Raw genomic sequence first — 15,285 nt, forward strand, 5'->3', positions numbered from 1 at the left:
AAAAAGAAAGTCAACAATCGAAGAATGTAAAGTCCTAAGAATTTTCTAGGACTTTTTTCATTCCTAAAAATTGTTGGAATAGCGCAGTCTTTTCAATAAATTTTAGGAATCCAAAAAAATCTTCCTACAATAAGTAAGAAGATTTTTTATTTTTACTTTCTTAAGTTCTTTTTGGTATACCCTAATCCTAAACCTGCTAGTAACCCCAAGCCTAATAATCCTAGCATCGATCCCTTAGTTCCTGTATTTGGAAGTTGTTTCTTAGGTTCTGCTTTTGCATTTGTAGCTTTTGCAGGAGCTTGATATGTTTTATCGTCTTTAGTTCCTACTGTCGCAACTACAGGCTTGTTTTGAGCCTTCGCATCTACGATGTCAACAACTTTACCGTCAGCGTTAGTGACTTCCTTAGGTTGACCGCCTGCTTTACGGATTGCATCTGCTTTGTCTTTTAAAGCTTGCAAGCGTTGTTGTTCAGCAAGGTATGCGTCATGTTCAGCTTTGAGTTGCTTAAAGTTTTCATAACCACGAGCCTTAACTTCAGCGATACCCCCAAGACGAGCCAACTCTTCCTTAGCAGTTTCCAACTCAGCACGAAGTACACCAAGCTTAGATTTGGCATCAGTAAGCTCTTTGTCCAAAGCCTTAAGGACTTCATCACGCTTAGTAAGAGCAAGTTCAAGAACTGTATAAGTGTCAGTAGCTTCTTTAGATGCTTCACGTTTGCGAGCGAGGTCTTGACCTGCTGACTTACGAGCCAAGACTGCTACATCATGAGCCTTAGTAAGAACTTCCAACTCACCTTTGGCAGTTTCAAGAGCCTTGTCTGCTGTTGCTTTTTCAGTCTTAGCTGTTGCAAGAGCTGACTTAGCAGCTGCAAGAGATTTAGCCTTTTCAATAGCGTTTGTTTTAGCTAGTTCAAGAACTTCTTCAGCAGTTTTTAGGGCTTTCTTATCTTCAGCCAACTGAGTTTTGGCGTCTTCAAGAGCCTTTTCAAGAGCTGGAACGTCAATCTTGTTCAATTGGATATCGGACAAGTGTTTGCGAGTAAAGTAAAGGTCATCGTCAGCTTTACCATATCTAGTCTTAGCAAGATATACCCCTCTTTCGGCTTCTTTGAGGGCTGAGTATGCACCGATGTAAGACTTCTCAGCCAAGTCTACTTTTTCCTGCAATTTTGTAAGCTGTTCTTGTTGACTTGGTGCAGTAACTACTTTTGTCTTATCAAATTTTGAATTGTTTGAAAGTAAGTTATCTGAAATCTTGATGTAGTGGATTACAGAGGTAAAACGCTTGTTAGAACGGAAACCAAGACCAGTGTACTGCATGTACCCAACATTAGGGTTTGCTGGAAGTACCCCACTAAGGGAGTTTGCGTGCCCCCATTTAGCATGAGAGTCGTCAAACAACATAGACAATATATCGTCATAGATACGACGTTTAAGGTCTGCAACAGTAGTTGTTTCGTCGTCACTGAAACCTGCAAGCTCACCCAAAAGTAAACCGTTATCTTTTTCTCCTACCTTGCTAAGGGCATCAAAGTCGTGACCATACTCTTCTTTAGAGGTACGAGCAACTTCGTTAGCAATACGAATTGCATCTTCTGTAACTTTAACAGGGTCTGTACCGAATTGTTTACGGAGTTGGTTGATAAGGTCTGCTGCGAACAAAGAAAGCTCTTTACGAGTTTCGTAATCAAGATTGTTGATATCTACCTTTGTGTTAAGGTCTTTCTTAGACGCTTGAGGGTAGTTCAAGTCGTAACGATAAACTTCCCCACCATCGAAAGTAATTTTACCAAATTTTTCGTACTCTTTGAAAGCGAGCGCTTTTAGTTGGTCGGAAAGCTCCTTGCTTGGGTTAGAAATGTACTGTTTAAGGAGATTTACATACTCCTGACTTACGTTGACGGTATATTTACCACCTTGGTCAGACAACTCTTCTTTAGCACGGTCAATATCGGATTTGGCTGCTTTAACTGCTTCTTCTTTTTGAGATTGGTTAGCCTTAGCATCGTTAAGGTCTGTAATAGCCTGTTTAAGCACTTTTTCCGCAGAAGATATCTTGTCTTGGGTGTCTTTAATAGCCTGTTCTTTGTCTGCAACAGCCTTTTTACCGTCGTCAAGTTTTTTCTGAGCCTCATCTACCTTACGTTCAGAAACCCTAACTTGGACAGTAGAGGTGTAAGCATTCTTTTCGAGTGCACGAATATCGGTAGTAGATGAAAGAGAATCTACTTTATTTTGAGCTTCAGCTACCTTGTTAGATGCATCTGTAGCAGTCTTTTCAGCATTAGATACTACCTTAGTTTGGTCAGCAACCTTTTCAGCAGTCGCAGATACAGATTTATCAGCATCAGCTACAGACTTTTCAGCAGTCGCAAGCTCATTAGCTCTCTTTTCAGCGTCAGCCTTAGCCTCAGCAACATTTTCAGGTGTGACAGTCTTAGCTTCTTCTACCTTTTTAGTAGTGCCAGCGATAGTCTTTTCAACATTAGCAATGTTTGCTTCAGTAGTTGAAACAACTTCTTTTTGCTTAGCTACATCCTGATTAGCCTTATCTGATTCAGCCCTAGCCTTATCAACGTCTTGTTGACTCGGAACTTTAGGGACTACCTCGTCCTTAGCAACTACCCTAGTTGCAGGCTCATTAACCGCTACCTCAGTTTCGCTAGCTGATACCCCATTAGCTACCCCTAGAGCCGAGATTGCAAGCGTTGAAATAACTGCACCTGTGCGCAATTTCTTGATGGTGCCATGACCTTGAGTGTTTGATTCCATCGTATAAACTCCTTTATGTCTTAAAAGACTGTTTTATGAATAATATTATACCACATTTTACAGTCTTTAAAATACTATTTTTGTTATAATTTCAGTCTTTTGATAACGATTTATTCAATGAGATAAACTTGTATGATAGTTATGAGGTACTATCATGACTGAAAAAATAAATTTAAGAGAATTTGTTGCAAAACAAATCAGACTTCTAAGACTGAAAAGCGGGATGACACAAGAATATCTAGCAGAAAAGGCTGATCTGGGATTCAACTATATCTATAGATTAGAGAATAAACAGTTAAACGTTAAGCTTGAGACCATTGAAAAAATCATACAAGCACTTGAAGTTGATATAAATACTTTTTTTAATATTGAAAATCAACATCAAAGCAGAGAATTTTCACAACTCATTGAAGATATTAGAAACCTACCAACAGAAAAAAGAGAACCTACTATAAAAGCTCTCCGAGATATATTAAAACAAATAAATTAAGCCAAGTATTTTTGAACTTGGCTTTTTTAAATTTGCTAATTTAGTTTTTAGTTTCTCTCTTTATACCATGCCCTGTTTTAGTCTGACTATAAATAAATTCAGATATATCTTCACCATTCAATGCTTTCTTAGCGTTATTGAATAACCAATCTAGTAAAACCAATTTATCATAAGTTTTTCCAAATTTAATGTTAAATTCATTCATACCAGCTAGTTCATCAGTTGCTTTTTCAATGCAATCCAATAAACCTAACTCTTCTAGATGTTCAACTAACATAAATGAAGCAAGACGATTATCTAACCGAGACAATATTTCAATATTTTTTTCAGACTCAAATATCTTTTCAACAAGAGGAAGATATTCAATAGCTTTCGACAAAGTATCTAATTTGCTAATAATTTCAAATAGATTATCTTGTTCAGAGATACTCTTATAAAAGTGATCAATCCATACAATTAGAGCGTAGTCATTAATTTTAGTTTTCTTATTTGGGAACTCTACACTTTTTAAGTTTGATATTATGGAGTTTTTTAATGATTCCACTCGTTTATCATCTGATAATACAGCTTTTGCCATATTTTTTAAATCAAGTTTTTCTAATTTATTAGTGATTATATTAGATACTTCTGTAATATAATCTTCATTTTCCTTCTCTATTTCATCCACAATAGTCTCTGCAAATCTTTCTAATGCAGTAGATTTTTTGTTTATATTATCTTTGTCAAAGGAAGGAAAAATAGCTAAATAATTATTTTTAGAAACTACCTTACCAGACAACAAATTTTCTGCTGTCTGGTCGCTCATGTGAAACTTTTCTGCTAGATAAGCAATTTTAGCTTCATAATCTCCACTAATCCCTTGTTCTTCTTTAAACCCTTTAAATTCTTCCATTTTGTGCATCAAATTAACTGTAACTGCAACAAGCATGCGTTCTTCTTTTTTTTCTTCCATAGCAAACATCCTTTACACAAAAAAGTTTATGTATCATTTTAGCATTAATACATTTTAAACGTCAAGATATTAACGGGTTTTTATAAAAGTTTAGGGTAAAACGTTTTCAATAACAATCTTACAAAAATTTATTTTTTTTTTGAACCAAATAATCTCGGTAGATAATAAATTATATTCCACTGAAAGTGCTATGTAGCAAGCTTTAAACAATAGTGAGAACAGAAAAAAATCTTAAAAAAAAACCAAGAAAAATTATTACTTACATTTTAAGCGAATTTAGGTAAAGTCTTGTCAGTTTTTATGGAATAATTAAGATGTGAGGTAGCTATCACACAATACATATCTTCAATATATTCAAAAGACCGTAAATATATTGATGCTCTTAATAAAACGGCTAGAAAGGATAACTCATGGAAGCTACACAAACAACAATACAAGGTCGCTTAATTGGTGCATCGGAAGTAAAAGACTTTACATCTGGTCTCAGCACTGGTCAAACAAATTTGACTATCGGTGTACGAACTTCAGACGGTCGATTTAGTCAAACAAATATCAAGGCTGATATAGTTAATGTCTCTGACTTTACGACTTTATTTGATGAAAAAGTAGAAATTATTCTCGAAAATGTTTCTATCAACGCCTACACTAATGGGAACCGTGCTGCGCTCTCAGTAAAAGCTAAGTCTGCTTTTATTGAATTGGTTTAATGGGTAATGGGGAGTATCTCCCCTTATCCTTAGAAAGGAATCATTATATGTCGTTTATATCTTGGTTGATTATCTTATTTGCTGGATTTCTTTATTTAGCTCTTAGGGTAAGTGAAATTAGAAAAAAGCAGAAACAGGATCAGACGCTTCAGTTAAACCTTCCAACAATCACAGCAGATATTGAACAGGTAATTGAAGAAAGCGCCACTGTTTCAGGTCAAAAACTTCTTTTTGATAGTCGCTACATTCGATTCTTGCAAAGTAACGATGACAATAGCTCTCACCTTGTTAGTTTTCCAATTATGTTATCAAAGAAACCTGATATCAATGAAGAAAGCTATGTTCAACAAGTCTTTTTAATACAGTTTAACAAATACCTAGCTGAATCTACAACCTATGAAAGCTGGTCAGACAAAGGGCAGTGGCTTTCTGTTACGCCTCAATTTGGAAAACTGTTACGGTATAATAATCAGTATTATCTAAATTTGGGAATTCAGTTTTCTTACACTTCTAAATAGGAGTATTAACAGATGAAATGCTTTCTTGATAAAAATCTATTTGAGTACAGAAATCATTTTTTCTGGGATATACCAGTTGAGCGTGTACCTCACGCTCTTTTGGTAGGCTCCTCAGGCTCAGGTAAGACCTATGCAACAAAGGTCTTTTTAGCAAGGTTTGCTTGTACCTACCCAGAAGCAACGGTCCTTATTGGTGATTACAAAGCTGATACAGACTTTGCCTTTCTAAATGGCTGTAAAGGATTTAAGCGATTTGATGAGGTTTCAGAATTACTTACTCTAGGATTAAAAATCCTTGAAAATCGCCAAAAAGGAATCGATAGTTCCAGAGAATTTGTAGTGGTTTGCTTCGATGAGTTCAATGCGTGGCAAAATAGCCTAGACAAAAAGGAGCGTGAACAAGCTATTAAAGACTATACTCGCCTTATTCAACTAGGACGGTCCTTTTCAATTTTTGTCATTATTTCCCAGCAAGATGCCCATAAAGCAAGCTTGGGGTTATCACGTGATTCTATAGGTACAGTAATTGCACTAGGCAAATTATCTAAAGAAACGGTCTCAATGCTCTTTTCTGATGAAAAAAATGACATTGTGCGAAACAATCCAAGAGGTGTCGGCTACATGAAGATAGATGGGCAAGATAGTCGTCATATACTTGTACCAAGTCACAATATGCCTCCTTTAGAAAAACTGATTCGGGAGGCTGTTCAACGATCAGACTGCTATTTTCTTGATGAAGAGGCTGTTGACCCTGATTCACTTTAGAGAATCAGATGGTCTTACAGCCTCGCCAGCTTTAGCTGGCTATTATACGGGGGACATGTAAAGACCCCCGTTCCATTTGACCTTGTTCTAAAGCTATGTAAATTCCACTTTAGGGTAAAATGCTCAATTCCCTTAAAATGCTGTTATATCAACGTTATTCTATAACTTTTTATTTAGGGTGATTACTTCCTGAAACTGTGAGAGAATAAAAGCGTAGAAATTTCGCTACATTACAATAAATAGTTAACTAAAGCAATATTTTCCGCCCAGTTAACTTTCACTCTTTAGGCGGATAGAAAGAAAATAAAATGATTTGTAAAAATGAAATTGAAAAGTATCTTCAAAAAGATAACGACCATAACCCAGTCATTATGACCAGTGTCGATGAAGCTACATTTGTCATCCAACCGACAGAAGATACTGTAGGAGAATATCCTGATAATTGGCATCAAATTGCTTTATCGCTGTCTGAAACAGTAGCAGAAAAGCTATCCCTCCCAGTTCTCTTTGGAAATTATATTCCACTAAAAACACCACCAGCAGGTTATACAGAAGGATTTACCTTTCAGAATCTCCCCTATTACTTTGCGATTGCTTGGCATCAGACTAACTTCACTATGGGAATTATCCTAAAAATTTCTGCATCAGCTTTGTCTCACTATAAAGCCTCCTATCAAGACTATTACAGTGAAGCAATTGACGTTCACAATATAGCACAACTGCTGTACGCTGACTATTATGATTTGCGCCTTTCTCGTATTGACCTTGCTGTTGATTACTTTAATTATCCAATGGCTGTCAATGACCTTTACCAAGGATTAAAAATCAAAAAATATATTATCACCAATCATAAAGGACGTAAAAATGTTTCTAAGATTAGCGCTCAAGAAGTGAATGGTCAAGCTCAAACTATGTATATTGGTAGCAGGAAAAAGAATGTAAGTGCTCTATTGCGTATCTATAACAAGTATCAGGAACAATTAGACAATCAAGGTCGCTATATGCACTTAACTAAGTATTGCAATTCTTGGGTACGCATGGAGGCTTCCTACAAAGGTACTTATAGCAATCAAATTCTAACCTTATTGCTTGCTATTGATAGCTCTCAAGATTTGAGCAAGCTCATTGTCAACAAAATGATTGATAAATATTGTTTCCATGATGCAGAGACTGGTCAACTGTTGCCATTCACTAGTGATTTACTTAAAGGTTTTGGTATCTTCCCAGAGCTTGAATCCTTAAACTCTCGAAATAATGATTTATTAGCAACCATTTCTTATTTGTTAAAAGGTAGCGGATTTTATCCACTTCTAAAGAAAATTGAGGAAATTTGGGGTACGCAAGCCCGTAATCACTTCATCATCAGGTTAGTTCAAGAATACGAATTCAACTACATCCCAAATCCAGATGTTGGGATATGGTTAAACAAATTCGGTGGTGAACTGTCAAAACTAAATTTTAAAGATTTTATGGAAGATGCCTTTCAAATCTTTTACCAAAAAAACAACATCACTCCTAAAGATTCCGCCAAGAAGCCTAAAAGTGATGTTGCGGATTAGCAAGAGATAAGCAGTAGCTTACCCCTACTGCTATTATCTCATATTTCAATTATATTTACCAAAGAAAGAGAGAATAGTATGTCTAGCAATAATTTTGATTTAAAGCAAATCGAACTCATGCTTCACACTATCATTGAAATGCTAAAGAATTTGAACAGCGAAAAAAGAAGTTCATGCATCTACACACAAAAAGAGATTTTAGATCTGCTCAGTATTTCCCCTAACACATTAAAGTCATGGGAAAATAGAGGTCTTAAACGTTTAGAACCACCTATTGAGGGTACTAGAACCGTTTACTATCATATTGATACTGTTTTAGAGTTTTTAAGCCACAACTAGAAGTGAAATGTGCTAGAATAGAAGTATCAAAAAAGAAAGAAAGTGAGATACTATCTATTTTAGCTTTTTTCAATTCTTCGATTGAGGAGAGCAACTATGAATATAGAAAAAATCATCCATAAAGGCAAAACCGTCCTCAAGAAAGTAAAGGACAATGGCGAAATTAGTTATTCAGTAAAGAGCGTCTATCTAGGCTTAGATATAAAGACTGGAAAACCTGTAAAAACAACTGTAACAGCTAAAACCCTACGATCCTTAGATCGTAAAATTATTCAAGCTAAAATTGATTGGGAAGAAAATGGTTCAACAAGGAAAGAAACTTTTAGCATTGCTACCTTGTCAGATCTAGCTGAAATGTGGTTCTCCAACTACGAAACTTGGGTCAGCTCAGATAACACTCTAAACCGAGTGAGGAACTATCTAGACACCTATATCCTCCCCAAATTCGGACACTATCAACCAGATAAAATCACTTCTTCCGATATACAAAAATGGATTAACGAGCTTGCCCAAAAATCTAAAGAATCTGTCGATGCCGGTAATAAACGAGCTAAAAAAGGAAGCTCAAAAGATTTCGGAGCAATCGCCCACAAATTAAGAGAGATTTTTAATTTTGGAATAACGCATTTTGAACTCAAATATAATCCTGTTCAATCTATCAAGATTCCACCAAAACCAAAAAGCAATCAAAAACGCATTATGGTTCTTCATGATGAAGATTTAACTATCTGGCTAAATTTCGTCGATACTTTACCTAATACTAGGGCTAATCGGCGATTTAAAGTTATCTGCGACAGTCTACTTGCTTCAGGAATGAGAATCAATGAGCTATTAGCTTTGACTATATATGACCTTGATTTTGAAAGTTCTGAAATATTAGTCACTAAAACTCTTGTATGGAAAAATGCAAACCCTAAGTTAGGATTAAAAGGAAAGGTTGTTTGTAAAAATACTCCTAAATCTGATTCGGGCAATAGAAAAATAGCTGTTCCGTACCAAATTATTGAGCAACTTCAAAACTTCCATGATGAAATGAATCTTTATTTCAAGAAGAACGGTCTTTCAAAAAGCAAGTTGATTTTCCCAACAATTTACGGAAACTATATGTGCGATAGGAATGAACGTGCTACACTCAAAAGACGATTACAGGAAGTTGATCTACCTGACTATGGTTTTCACTTATTCCGTCATACACACGCTTCTATGATGTTAAATGCTGGTATGAATTGGAAAGAGTTACAGGTTCGCATGGGACATAAGTCTATCAAAACTACTATGGACATATATGCCGAGCTTGCCCCTAAAAATCAAACACAAGCGGTAGATATTTATCTAAATAAAATTGCGGAGCTCACCTCATAAAATTCATGGCAACCTTTTTGGCAACCTCTGACAGTTTTATCCAAATCAATAGCTTATAAACATTGATTTAATAGGGTTTATCACAACTAAAATAGATTTTAAGTATTCCTTACAGAAGTTAAGTAGGGGTTCAATACGAATCAATACATAAGAAAAACGCTGATTTAAAGCGTTTTTTCTTTTTGCCAAATGCGATATATTGCACTGTATTTCAATCCAAACTCTACCTTTTTCTCTACCTTTTTTCTTAAGACCTGGTTTGGAAAGTATGAATTTCAGTTGGACTAAAAACAGCGTAATATCAAGACTTTTCTCCGCTTTTATAAAAGCGTTTTTCCAATCAAATTCAACTAATTTTATCTAAATGGTGTGGATTTTACCCCCAAAATTACAGAGAATGGAGCTGATAAACACTAAACGTTCACACCATTAGTTAAATGATTTTTTTCATCATTTTTCTTAGATGATAGAACTTCTAATTTATTTCTTATTCAAGCAAAAACAACCTGCTATAAGTAAGAAAGAGGAAGATACAAGAAAAACACGGCGTAAAAACCGATTCAGTTCATTGTCCTCAATCCTTGTCTGCTTCATTTTCTTTTACGAGATCGTTTTGTGAATCTTTTTCAGAGAGTTTTTGATCAATATACTTGTCAATGTTTTCATAAAATTCCTTGGTCGCTTCACTATCTAATGTTGGCGAGTTCTGAACTTGATTCACTTTCAATTGAACAGATTGAATACCGTAAGAGGCTTGTTTTTGGTGGAGTGTTTCTAATTCTTCTTCTGAAATCGGATCTCCAACAACCGTCAAGACCAATTCATTGTTACTTGACTTGTAGACTTGATTAATAACCGTATAATTGGCGAACTCTTTTCCTACAAACTGTTTGATCCCTTCTTTGCGCGCTTGTTCTATTGTCAGAGTAACTGCCGAATAGCTAGCTGGAAGAATCAACAATACAATCAAAGAAATCAAGCCAATTCTCATTTTAATGCTCAGCTCTTTAAATGAAGTTAAAGGAGATTTTCTCATCAAAATTCTTGTTCCAACAATGTTGGCTAGCATGATAAAGACACAGTTGATCAAGAAAAGATAGAGAGCCCCCAATAAAAATCGTACATTCCCATTAGCTAAACCATAGCCAGCAGTACAGATAGGCGGCATCAAAGCTGTAGCAATGGCTACTCCTGGCACGATATTGTTTGCTTCTTTTTTCCTTGAACCGATCACACCAGCAATCCCACCAGCAATAGCAATGAGAACATCCCAAATGGTTGGAGAGGTTCGTGCGATCAACTCGCTACTTGCATAAGACAAGGGAGAAATCCAGAAATACAGAGTCGAGACAAGCAAACTGACCAACACTTGAGTCAATAAAACCTCTAGAGATTGCTTGATTAAACGCGTATCAAAAATAGCTAAACCGAATCCCAGTCCAACAATCGGTGTCATGAGAGGTGAAATTAACATGGCTCCAATAATAACAGCTGTTGAATTCATATTTAGACCGATAGAGGCAATAAAAATTGCACACATCAAAATCGCTGTATCTCTCAATCGAACATGAAGGTCATCGTATAATTTCTCACGGTATTCCCGTGTTGAATAATTGGCAGTCATTTGTCCTCTCCTCTTTCCTTATTTAAATCGGTATAATAATTAATAATAACAGCTGATAAACAGCCAAAAAATATGAGCCCATAAATCGTCAAGAAGACACTGGTAATCCTTCCAATCAAGGTCACAGCTAGGAGATCCCCGTAGCCGACAGTCGTCGAAGTCACAAAAGCATACCAAAGACCGTCTCCGTAATTTGTGATAGCAGGTTCAACTAGGAAAAGCACGCCTCCTGACCCAAAAACAAAGGTCACAAAACTCAGAGCAAACCGAGTAAAACCCGTAACCTGTATAATATGCCATAACATTTTTAAACGTCTCATTTGTTCTCCTTATTCATACTAGCTCCTGACCGAGCCGTTTTTTCCAATAATCAAAGTGAAGATAGGACATGATCTCCATCAGAGAAAGATAGACAAACTGATAGATCTGATTTAAGCTGATTATCAACTGATATTGTTTGAAAAATGACTGGAAGAAAGACCAGATATGACTGTCTTGAATCAGTCCCTTCTTAACATCAGACAGGATATTAGCTAAAGCTCCCAAGGACTGAAACGGTAAATCCTTGACATTTATATAGATCCGGTCCACCACATCATTCAGACTGGTATCTTGGATGGCATGAAATTCTCCAAAGAGAACTCCTGCCGCTCCAAGAGTAGAAACAAATTCCACCAAATAATTTCTGAGGAAATTTTCTCAACCTTTTCCCATAATGTGTTTAGTGCCATCCATAACGATCCCAACCAGAAAAAGGAAAGAAAATAAGCAAAGAAATTTTGCCGTAAATCCCAAAAAGCTTGAAGACTTGGTGTCGTTGGTTTTTCTAACTCTAAAATCAAAATGGTCATAATAATTGCTAGAACAGCATCTGTCAATGCAATTAATCTATCTTTCTTCATCAGATTACGTTGCCTTTCATTTTGTAGTATTCTATCTCATCGTATAATATTTATTAATCTTAAATATTGGATAGTCACTTCATATTTTGAGTACAAACAAGATACACTAAAAAGCATGTATCTGTCATATTTTATTTAACTTTAGAAATATTCATCCATCTAATCAATAAATATATCATATTTCACAATAAATGACTACTATCAAAGATACATTTTCTTTCAGATTTCTCCCTTTTAAACTTGGCTAACTTGACCTGCATTACCTAGGTCGCTTTGCTTTAAATTATACTTTTTTCTTAAAGATTTGCTACGAGTAGTCTTTCATGTGAGTAATTTTTATCAAAAAATTTCATAGATAAGTCCTATATATAATCATGATAAAGTAGTAAAAATAGTTGTTATCCTAGTTGATTAAAAAAGTCTTTGATTTCCTCATCTTTTATAAAATAATATATAATTTTCCCCTCTCTTCTAGTATCCAAGATGTTTTGATTGGCTAGTTTACGAAGATGGTGGGAGGCAGATGCCATACTGAGATTTAGTAAACAGGCTATATCACAGACACAGAGTTCTTCAACAGCAAGGAGATAAAAGATGATATTTATCTGTTTATTATCGGTAAACTTTGATAAAATACGAAGTGATTTTTGGACTTTTTCCTTTTCAAGGTAGTTCGTTGCGGTTGTAACATTTTGCTGATTTATAATATTCACTTGGCAGATACTATCTTTTTTCATAATTTTTTCTCCTAGCCGAACACAGTCCTTAGCATGTTAAAGCTGTTGTTTTCAATCAGGATATACATCCCCAGTCCTAAATAAACAACGGCAATAAACCATCTGCTATATTTTTCCAAAGTTTCTCCAACAGAAGGGACTTGTGCCAATTTTTGGGCAGAAAAAACCAAGAGATAAATCATGACTAGAAAGGTAAGTAAAGCCACTATCAAATTCGCTAAATTTAAGGTAATAAAATATGGGACAAAAACACCAATATTGTCAGCACCACAACTTGCAAAAGTAATCATAGCGACTAGAAAAATCAGGTTTTTATTATCTTTGCGCAAACCATCTTTTGCAATAGCTTCTCCATCAGAATCTCCTAAAAGCAAAACTTTGAGTCCTAGGAAAATTGGAATCAAACCGAGCAAACCTAAAATCTCTTTACTAGGAATATAATTTAAGACAAATGCAAAAAGTAAACTTAGCAATATTAGACTAACAGAGCCTAGAAATTGTCCTAAATAGATGTTAATGATGTCTTTTCTGCTTTTTCTTTTGGCAAAAAATAACATTAGGATAATAAGTAAGTCTACGGCTGTCCCAGAATACAGGATTATTGAAGTAACAACATTTTGAACCATAAAGCACCTCATTCAAATATATTTTTGAATGTATTTTAACATTAAACTTTGTAGATGTCAACTTCAGCTCCATCAAAATATAGATAAGAAGGTAGTGTCCCAAACATTAAAAAGCCCTGCCATCGAAATGATAGCAGGGCTTAACTTCAATATCCAGATGATATATTTATCTAAAAAAGGTAGAGTAAAAGGTAGAGTTTTTATTGATTTGTAGTGCGATATAATGAGTTTCCAAAAATCAAAAATCGCTTAAAATCAATATTTTGACATCTATTGACGTGTACTGAAACCCTTACTTAACCTCTGTAAGGATATAATTACGGTACCAGTATATCATAAATAATAACAAAATCTTGACTTTCCGAAAAATAAGTATTTTCCGGAAAAATATCGAAATTAAATCAAAACTAAAAATATCTCATACATTTGAACTGCACCCCAAAAGTTAGACAGAAAAAATCTAACTTTTGGGGTGCAGTTCATCAAAGGTGCTTTTCATTTTAAAAAACTTGTGGAAAAACTTCATCCCATATATCTACTAAGCTTTTCCCGTCAAATACTTTAGCTTCCATAGCTTCATCAATTGTATCAAACTGCTGACCTTCATAATCATAACCAACTACACATATACTCGATAAAAAGCAAGCACCTCGGCTATTATAATTAAATTCAAGATCTTTGTCTAAATATTTTTTAATTTCATCCTTTTTCATATAGGACCATCCCAACTAAAACAATCTCAACAAACAAGATTTTTTCCTTAGATTCTATTCCCACTACTAGCTTTCTATGATGCTGACGATTTCATCTTCAAAATATTCATAAAGAGTTCCATCAACATCTACCAGCAAGGAGTCAATCTCCTCGTCATTGTCAGAGGCGTCACAATAGTCTTCTACAAATCCTCTAACTACCGCGCCATTTTTTAACGTGATAATTACATCTGTACGGTTAAATTTCCAGAGTGTCATTTAAATATTCCTTTCAATATTGGCTAATTGCTTTGCTTTTTCGTAGTAAGGTGTTAAGAAATCGATAAAACCTTGTTTGTCGCTTGGATCATGTTCCTCTAAAAATATCATCAACTCAAAGTCATTGAGAGCGTCAAACATTTCAGAGTTTTCATTATCCCAAGCCTCGGAAAATTCCGCATCTTCTCCAAAAAGAGCGTTAAACGTAAAGGAAAAATCCCAAAAATTATCAATCTGACCACTGACTGTTTGCTGGAGCATGTCTAATACTTGTTGACTATAACCCATTACCCTTCCCCTCCTAATAAGAACGTTGTAGCATATTGAGCTACGTTCCAAAAATTTAACAGACAAAATCTAATTTTTGGGGTGCAGTTCATTCATCAAAGATGATTTTTATTTTAATAATACTGCACTTCAATTCCATCCATAATTTCTACTAAAGTGTTATCGTCAATTTTTAGAGAAATCAGATCAATGAATGATGATACCTGGTATTCCTTATCTCCAATCACCACTACAATATCATGAACAGAATTAGGAAAAATCCCACATACTTGACCATTATAATCAAAAGAGGCATCCCAACCATTGTCATATAACTCTTGTAAATCATCTAATATTGCCATATAAACTAAATCCTTTTCCATAGTGTTTTCTTTCAAATAAGGCAGGTAAAAGCACCTAGATTGTTCTAAGTCCTATGAGATTGTTTTAATCGAGACAATCTCACTCTCAAAGAGAGAAATTTCAGTAGCTTCATCTGGACTAGGATTAGCAATGAGAATAGTGATTTCATCTTGCTCATCATTGTCCATTTCGTCAACAAAGTCTATGACACGTCCCTTGATTATCTTATCGCAATTAGTGACTATCTGAACCCTTGATCGAAGATACTTCCAAAGCTGTTTACTCATTTATTTTCCTCTCTGCTATTTTTTCGATAGTTCTTATAC

At 35.2% G+C, this 15,285-nt stretch carries 20 protein-coding genes and 1 pseudogene; 8 read left to right on the top strand and 13 right to left on the bottom strand.

Going from position 1 to position 15,285, the window contains the following annotated elements; all coding sequences use genetic code 11:
- Positions 1 to 152 precede the first annotated feature (152 nt).
- Complete coding sequence (locus tag B7717_RS00570) at positions 153 to 2,777, bottom strand: SEC10/PgrA surface exclusion domain-containing protein (protein ID WP_084943971.1); 2,625 nt, start codon at positions 2,775 to 2,777, stop codon at positions 153 to 155.
- Between the two features lie 154 nt (positions 2,778 to 2,931).
- Here B7717_RS00570 and B7717_RS00575 point away from each other — a divergent pair, with 154 nt between their 5' ends.
- Positions 2,932 to 3,267, top strand: coding sequence for a helix-turn-helix domain-containing protein (locus B7717_RS00575; protein WP_084943972.1), 336 nt, complete (start codon positions 2,932 to 2,934; stop codon positions 3,265 to 3,267).
- A 40-nt stretch (positions 3,268 to 3,307) separates the two neighbouring features.
- On the opposite strand, the gene B7717_RS00580 is transcribed toward B7717_RS00575, so the two are convergent.
- Complete coding sequence (locus tag B7717_RS00580) at positions 3,308 to 4,219, bottom strand: hypothetical protein (protein ID WP_084943973.1); 912 nt, start codon at positions 4,217 to 4,219, stop codon at positions 3,308 to 3,310.
- 410 nt (positions 4,220 to 4,629) lie between these two features.
- Here B7717_RS00580 and B7717_RS00585 point away from each other — a divergent pair, with 410 nt between their 5' ends.
- The 6 genes from B7717_RS00585 (at position 4,630) to B7717_RS00610 (ending at position 9,469) form a co-directional block, all read left to right on the top strand.
- Positions 4,630 to 4,926 carry a hypothetical protein gene (locus B7717_RS00585; RefSeq protein WP_084943974.1) on the top strand — a complete coding sequence of 99 codons (297 nt, stop codon included), beginning with the start codon at positions 4,630 to 4,632 and terminating at the stop codon, positions 4,924 to 4,926.
- Between the two features lie 47 nt (positions 4,927 to 4,973).
- The gene (locus B7717_RS00590) at positions 4,974 to 5,444 is read left to right on the top strand and encodes an RNA-binding protein (protein ID WP_241502061.1); all 471 of its coding nucleotides are present in this window, start codon (positions 4,974 to 4,976) and stop codon (positions 5,442 to 5,444) included.
- 12 nt (positions 5,445 to 5,456) lie between these two features.
- On the top strand, positions 5,457 to 6,209 hold the full coding sequence (locus B7717_RS00595) for a P-loop NTPase family protein (RefSeq protein WP_084943976.1): 753 nt from the start codon (positions 5,457 to 5,459) through the stop codon (positions 6,207 to 6,209).
- Positions 6,210 to 6,517: 308 nt separating this feature from the next.
- Complete coding sequence (locus B7717_RS00600; protein ID WP_084943977.1) at positions 6,518 to 7,768, top strand: replication initiation factor domain-containing protein; 1,251 nt, start codon at positions 6,518 to 6,520, stop codon at positions 7,766 to 7,768.
- 78 nt (positions 7,769 to 7,846) lie between these two features.
- Positions 7,847 to 8,107, top strand: coding sequence for a MerR family transcriptional regulator (locus B7717_RS00605; RefSeq protein WP_084943978.1), 261 nt, complete (start codon positions 7,847 to 7,849; stop codon positions 8,105 to 8,107).
- Positions 8,108 to 8,203: 96 nt separating this feature from the next.
- A complete protein-coding gene (locus tag B7717_RS00610; RefSeq protein WP_084943979.1) occupies positions 8,204 to 9,469 on the top strand; it encodes a tyrosine-type recombinase/integrase in 1,266 nt (421 codons plus the stop codon).
- Between the two features lie 574 nt (positions 9,470 to 10,043).
- Here B7717_RS00610 and B7717_RS00620 read toward each other — a convergent pair.
- The 6 genes and pseudogenes from B7717_RS00620 to B7717_RS00645 form a co-directional block, all read right to left on the bottom strand.
- A complete protein-coding gene (locus B7717_RS00620) occupies positions 10,044 to 11,093 on the bottom strand; it encodes a DUF389 domain-containing protein (RefSeq protein WP_000126416.1) in 1,050 nt (349 codons plus the stop codon).
- Complete coding sequence (locus B7717_RS00625; RefSeq protein WP_001253404.1) at positions 11,090 to 11,413, bottom strand: potassium channel family protein; 324 nt, start codon at positions 11,411 to 11,413, stop codon at positions 11,090 to 11,092. The genes B7717_RS00620 and B7717_RS00625 overlap by 4 nt, the downstream gene beginning before the upstream one ends.
- Positions 11,414 to 11,426: 13 nt before the next feature.
- Complete coding sequence (locus B7717_RS00630; RefSeq protein ID WP_000397556.1) at positions 11,427 to 11,768, bottom strand: hypothetical protein; 342 nt, start codon at positions 11,766 to 11,768, stop codon at positions 11,427 to 11,429.
- Positions 11,750 to 11,995 (bottom strand): annotated as a pseudogene (locus B7717_RS00635) (TMEM175 family protein); the annotation flags it as partial. The gene B7717_RS00630 and the pseudogene B7717_RS00635, both read right to left, overlap by 19 nt.
- A gap of 398 nt (positions 11,996 to 12,393) precedes the next feature.
- On the bottom strand, positions 12,394 to 12,732 hold the full coding sequence (cadX, locus tag B7717_RS00640) for a Cd(II)/Zn(II)-sensing metalloregulatory transcriptional regulator CadX (RefSeq protein ID WP_000711083.1): 339 nt from the start codon (positions 12,730 to 12,732) through the stop codon (positions 12,394 to 12,396).
- Positions 12,733 to 12,743: 11 nt separating this feature from the next.
- Complete coding sequence (locus tag B7717_RS00645) at positions 12,744 to 13,358, bottom strand: CadD family cadmium resistance transporter (RefSeq protein WP_000250556.1); 615 nt, start codon at positions 13,356 to 13,358, stop codon at positions 12,744 to 12,746.
- Between the two features lie 28 nt (positions 13,359 to 13,386).
- Between B7717_RS00645 and B7717_RS09800 the strand changes: the two genes are divergently transcribed.
- The gene (locus B7717_RS09800; RefSeq protein ID WP_009013804.1) at positions 13,387 to 13,572 is read left to right on the top strand and encodes a hypothetical protein; all 186 of its coding nucleotides are present in this window, start codon (positions 13,387 to 13,389) and stop codon (positions 13,570 to 13,572) included.
- 286 nt (positions 13,573 to 13,858) lie between these two features.
- Here the strand turns inward: B7717_RS09800 and B7717_RS00655 are convergent, their stop codons facing one another.
- The 5 genes from B7717_RS00655 to B7717_RS00675 all read right to left on the bottom strand — a co-directional run bounded on the left by B7717_RS00655 (position 13,859) and on the right by B7717_RS00675 (position 15,246).
- The gene (locus B7717_RS00655; RefSeq protein WP_000710706.1) at positions 13,859 to 14,071 is read right to left on the bottom strand and encodes a hypothetical protein; all 213 of its coding nucleotides are present in this window, start codon (positions 14,069 to 14,071) and stop codon (positions 13,859 to 13,861) included.
- 66 nt (positions 14,072 to 14,137) lie between these two features.
- On the bottom strand, positions 14,138 to 14,329 hold the full coding sequence (locus B7717_RS00660) for a hypothetical protein (protein WP_000177340.1): 192 nt from the start codon (positions 14,327 to 14,329) through the stop codon (positions 14,138 to 14,140).
- Positions 14,330 to 14,617, bottom strand: coding sequence for a hypothetical protein (locus B7717_RS00665; protein ID WP_000542381.1), 288 nt, complete (start codon positions 14,615 to 14,617; stop codon positions 14,330 to 14,332).
- A gap of 113 nt (positions 14,618 to 14,730) precedes the next feature.
- Positions 14,731 to 14,958 carry a hypothetical protein gene (locus B7717_RS00670; RefSeq protein WP_009013763.1) on the bottom strand — a complete coding sequence of 76 codons (228 nt, stop codon included), beginning with the start codon at positions 14,956 to 14,958 and terminating at the stop codon, positions 14,731 to 14,733.
- A 72-nt stretch (positions 14,959 to 15,030) separates the two neighbouring features.
- Positions 15,031 to 15,246 (bottom strand): hypothetical protein, encoded by a 216-nt coding sequence (locus B7717_RS00675; RefSeq protein ID WP_000043341.1) that lies wholly within the window; start codon positions 15,244 to 15,246, stop codon positions 15,031 to 15,033.
- Between the last annotated feature and the right edge of the window lie 39 nt (positions 15,247 to 15,285).

This window comes from Streptococcus oralis subsp. oralis (assembly GCF_002096495.1).
Classification (GTDB): domain Bacteria; phylum Bacillota; class Bacilli; order Lactobacillales; family Streptococcaceae; genus Streptococcus; species Streptococcus oralis_CU.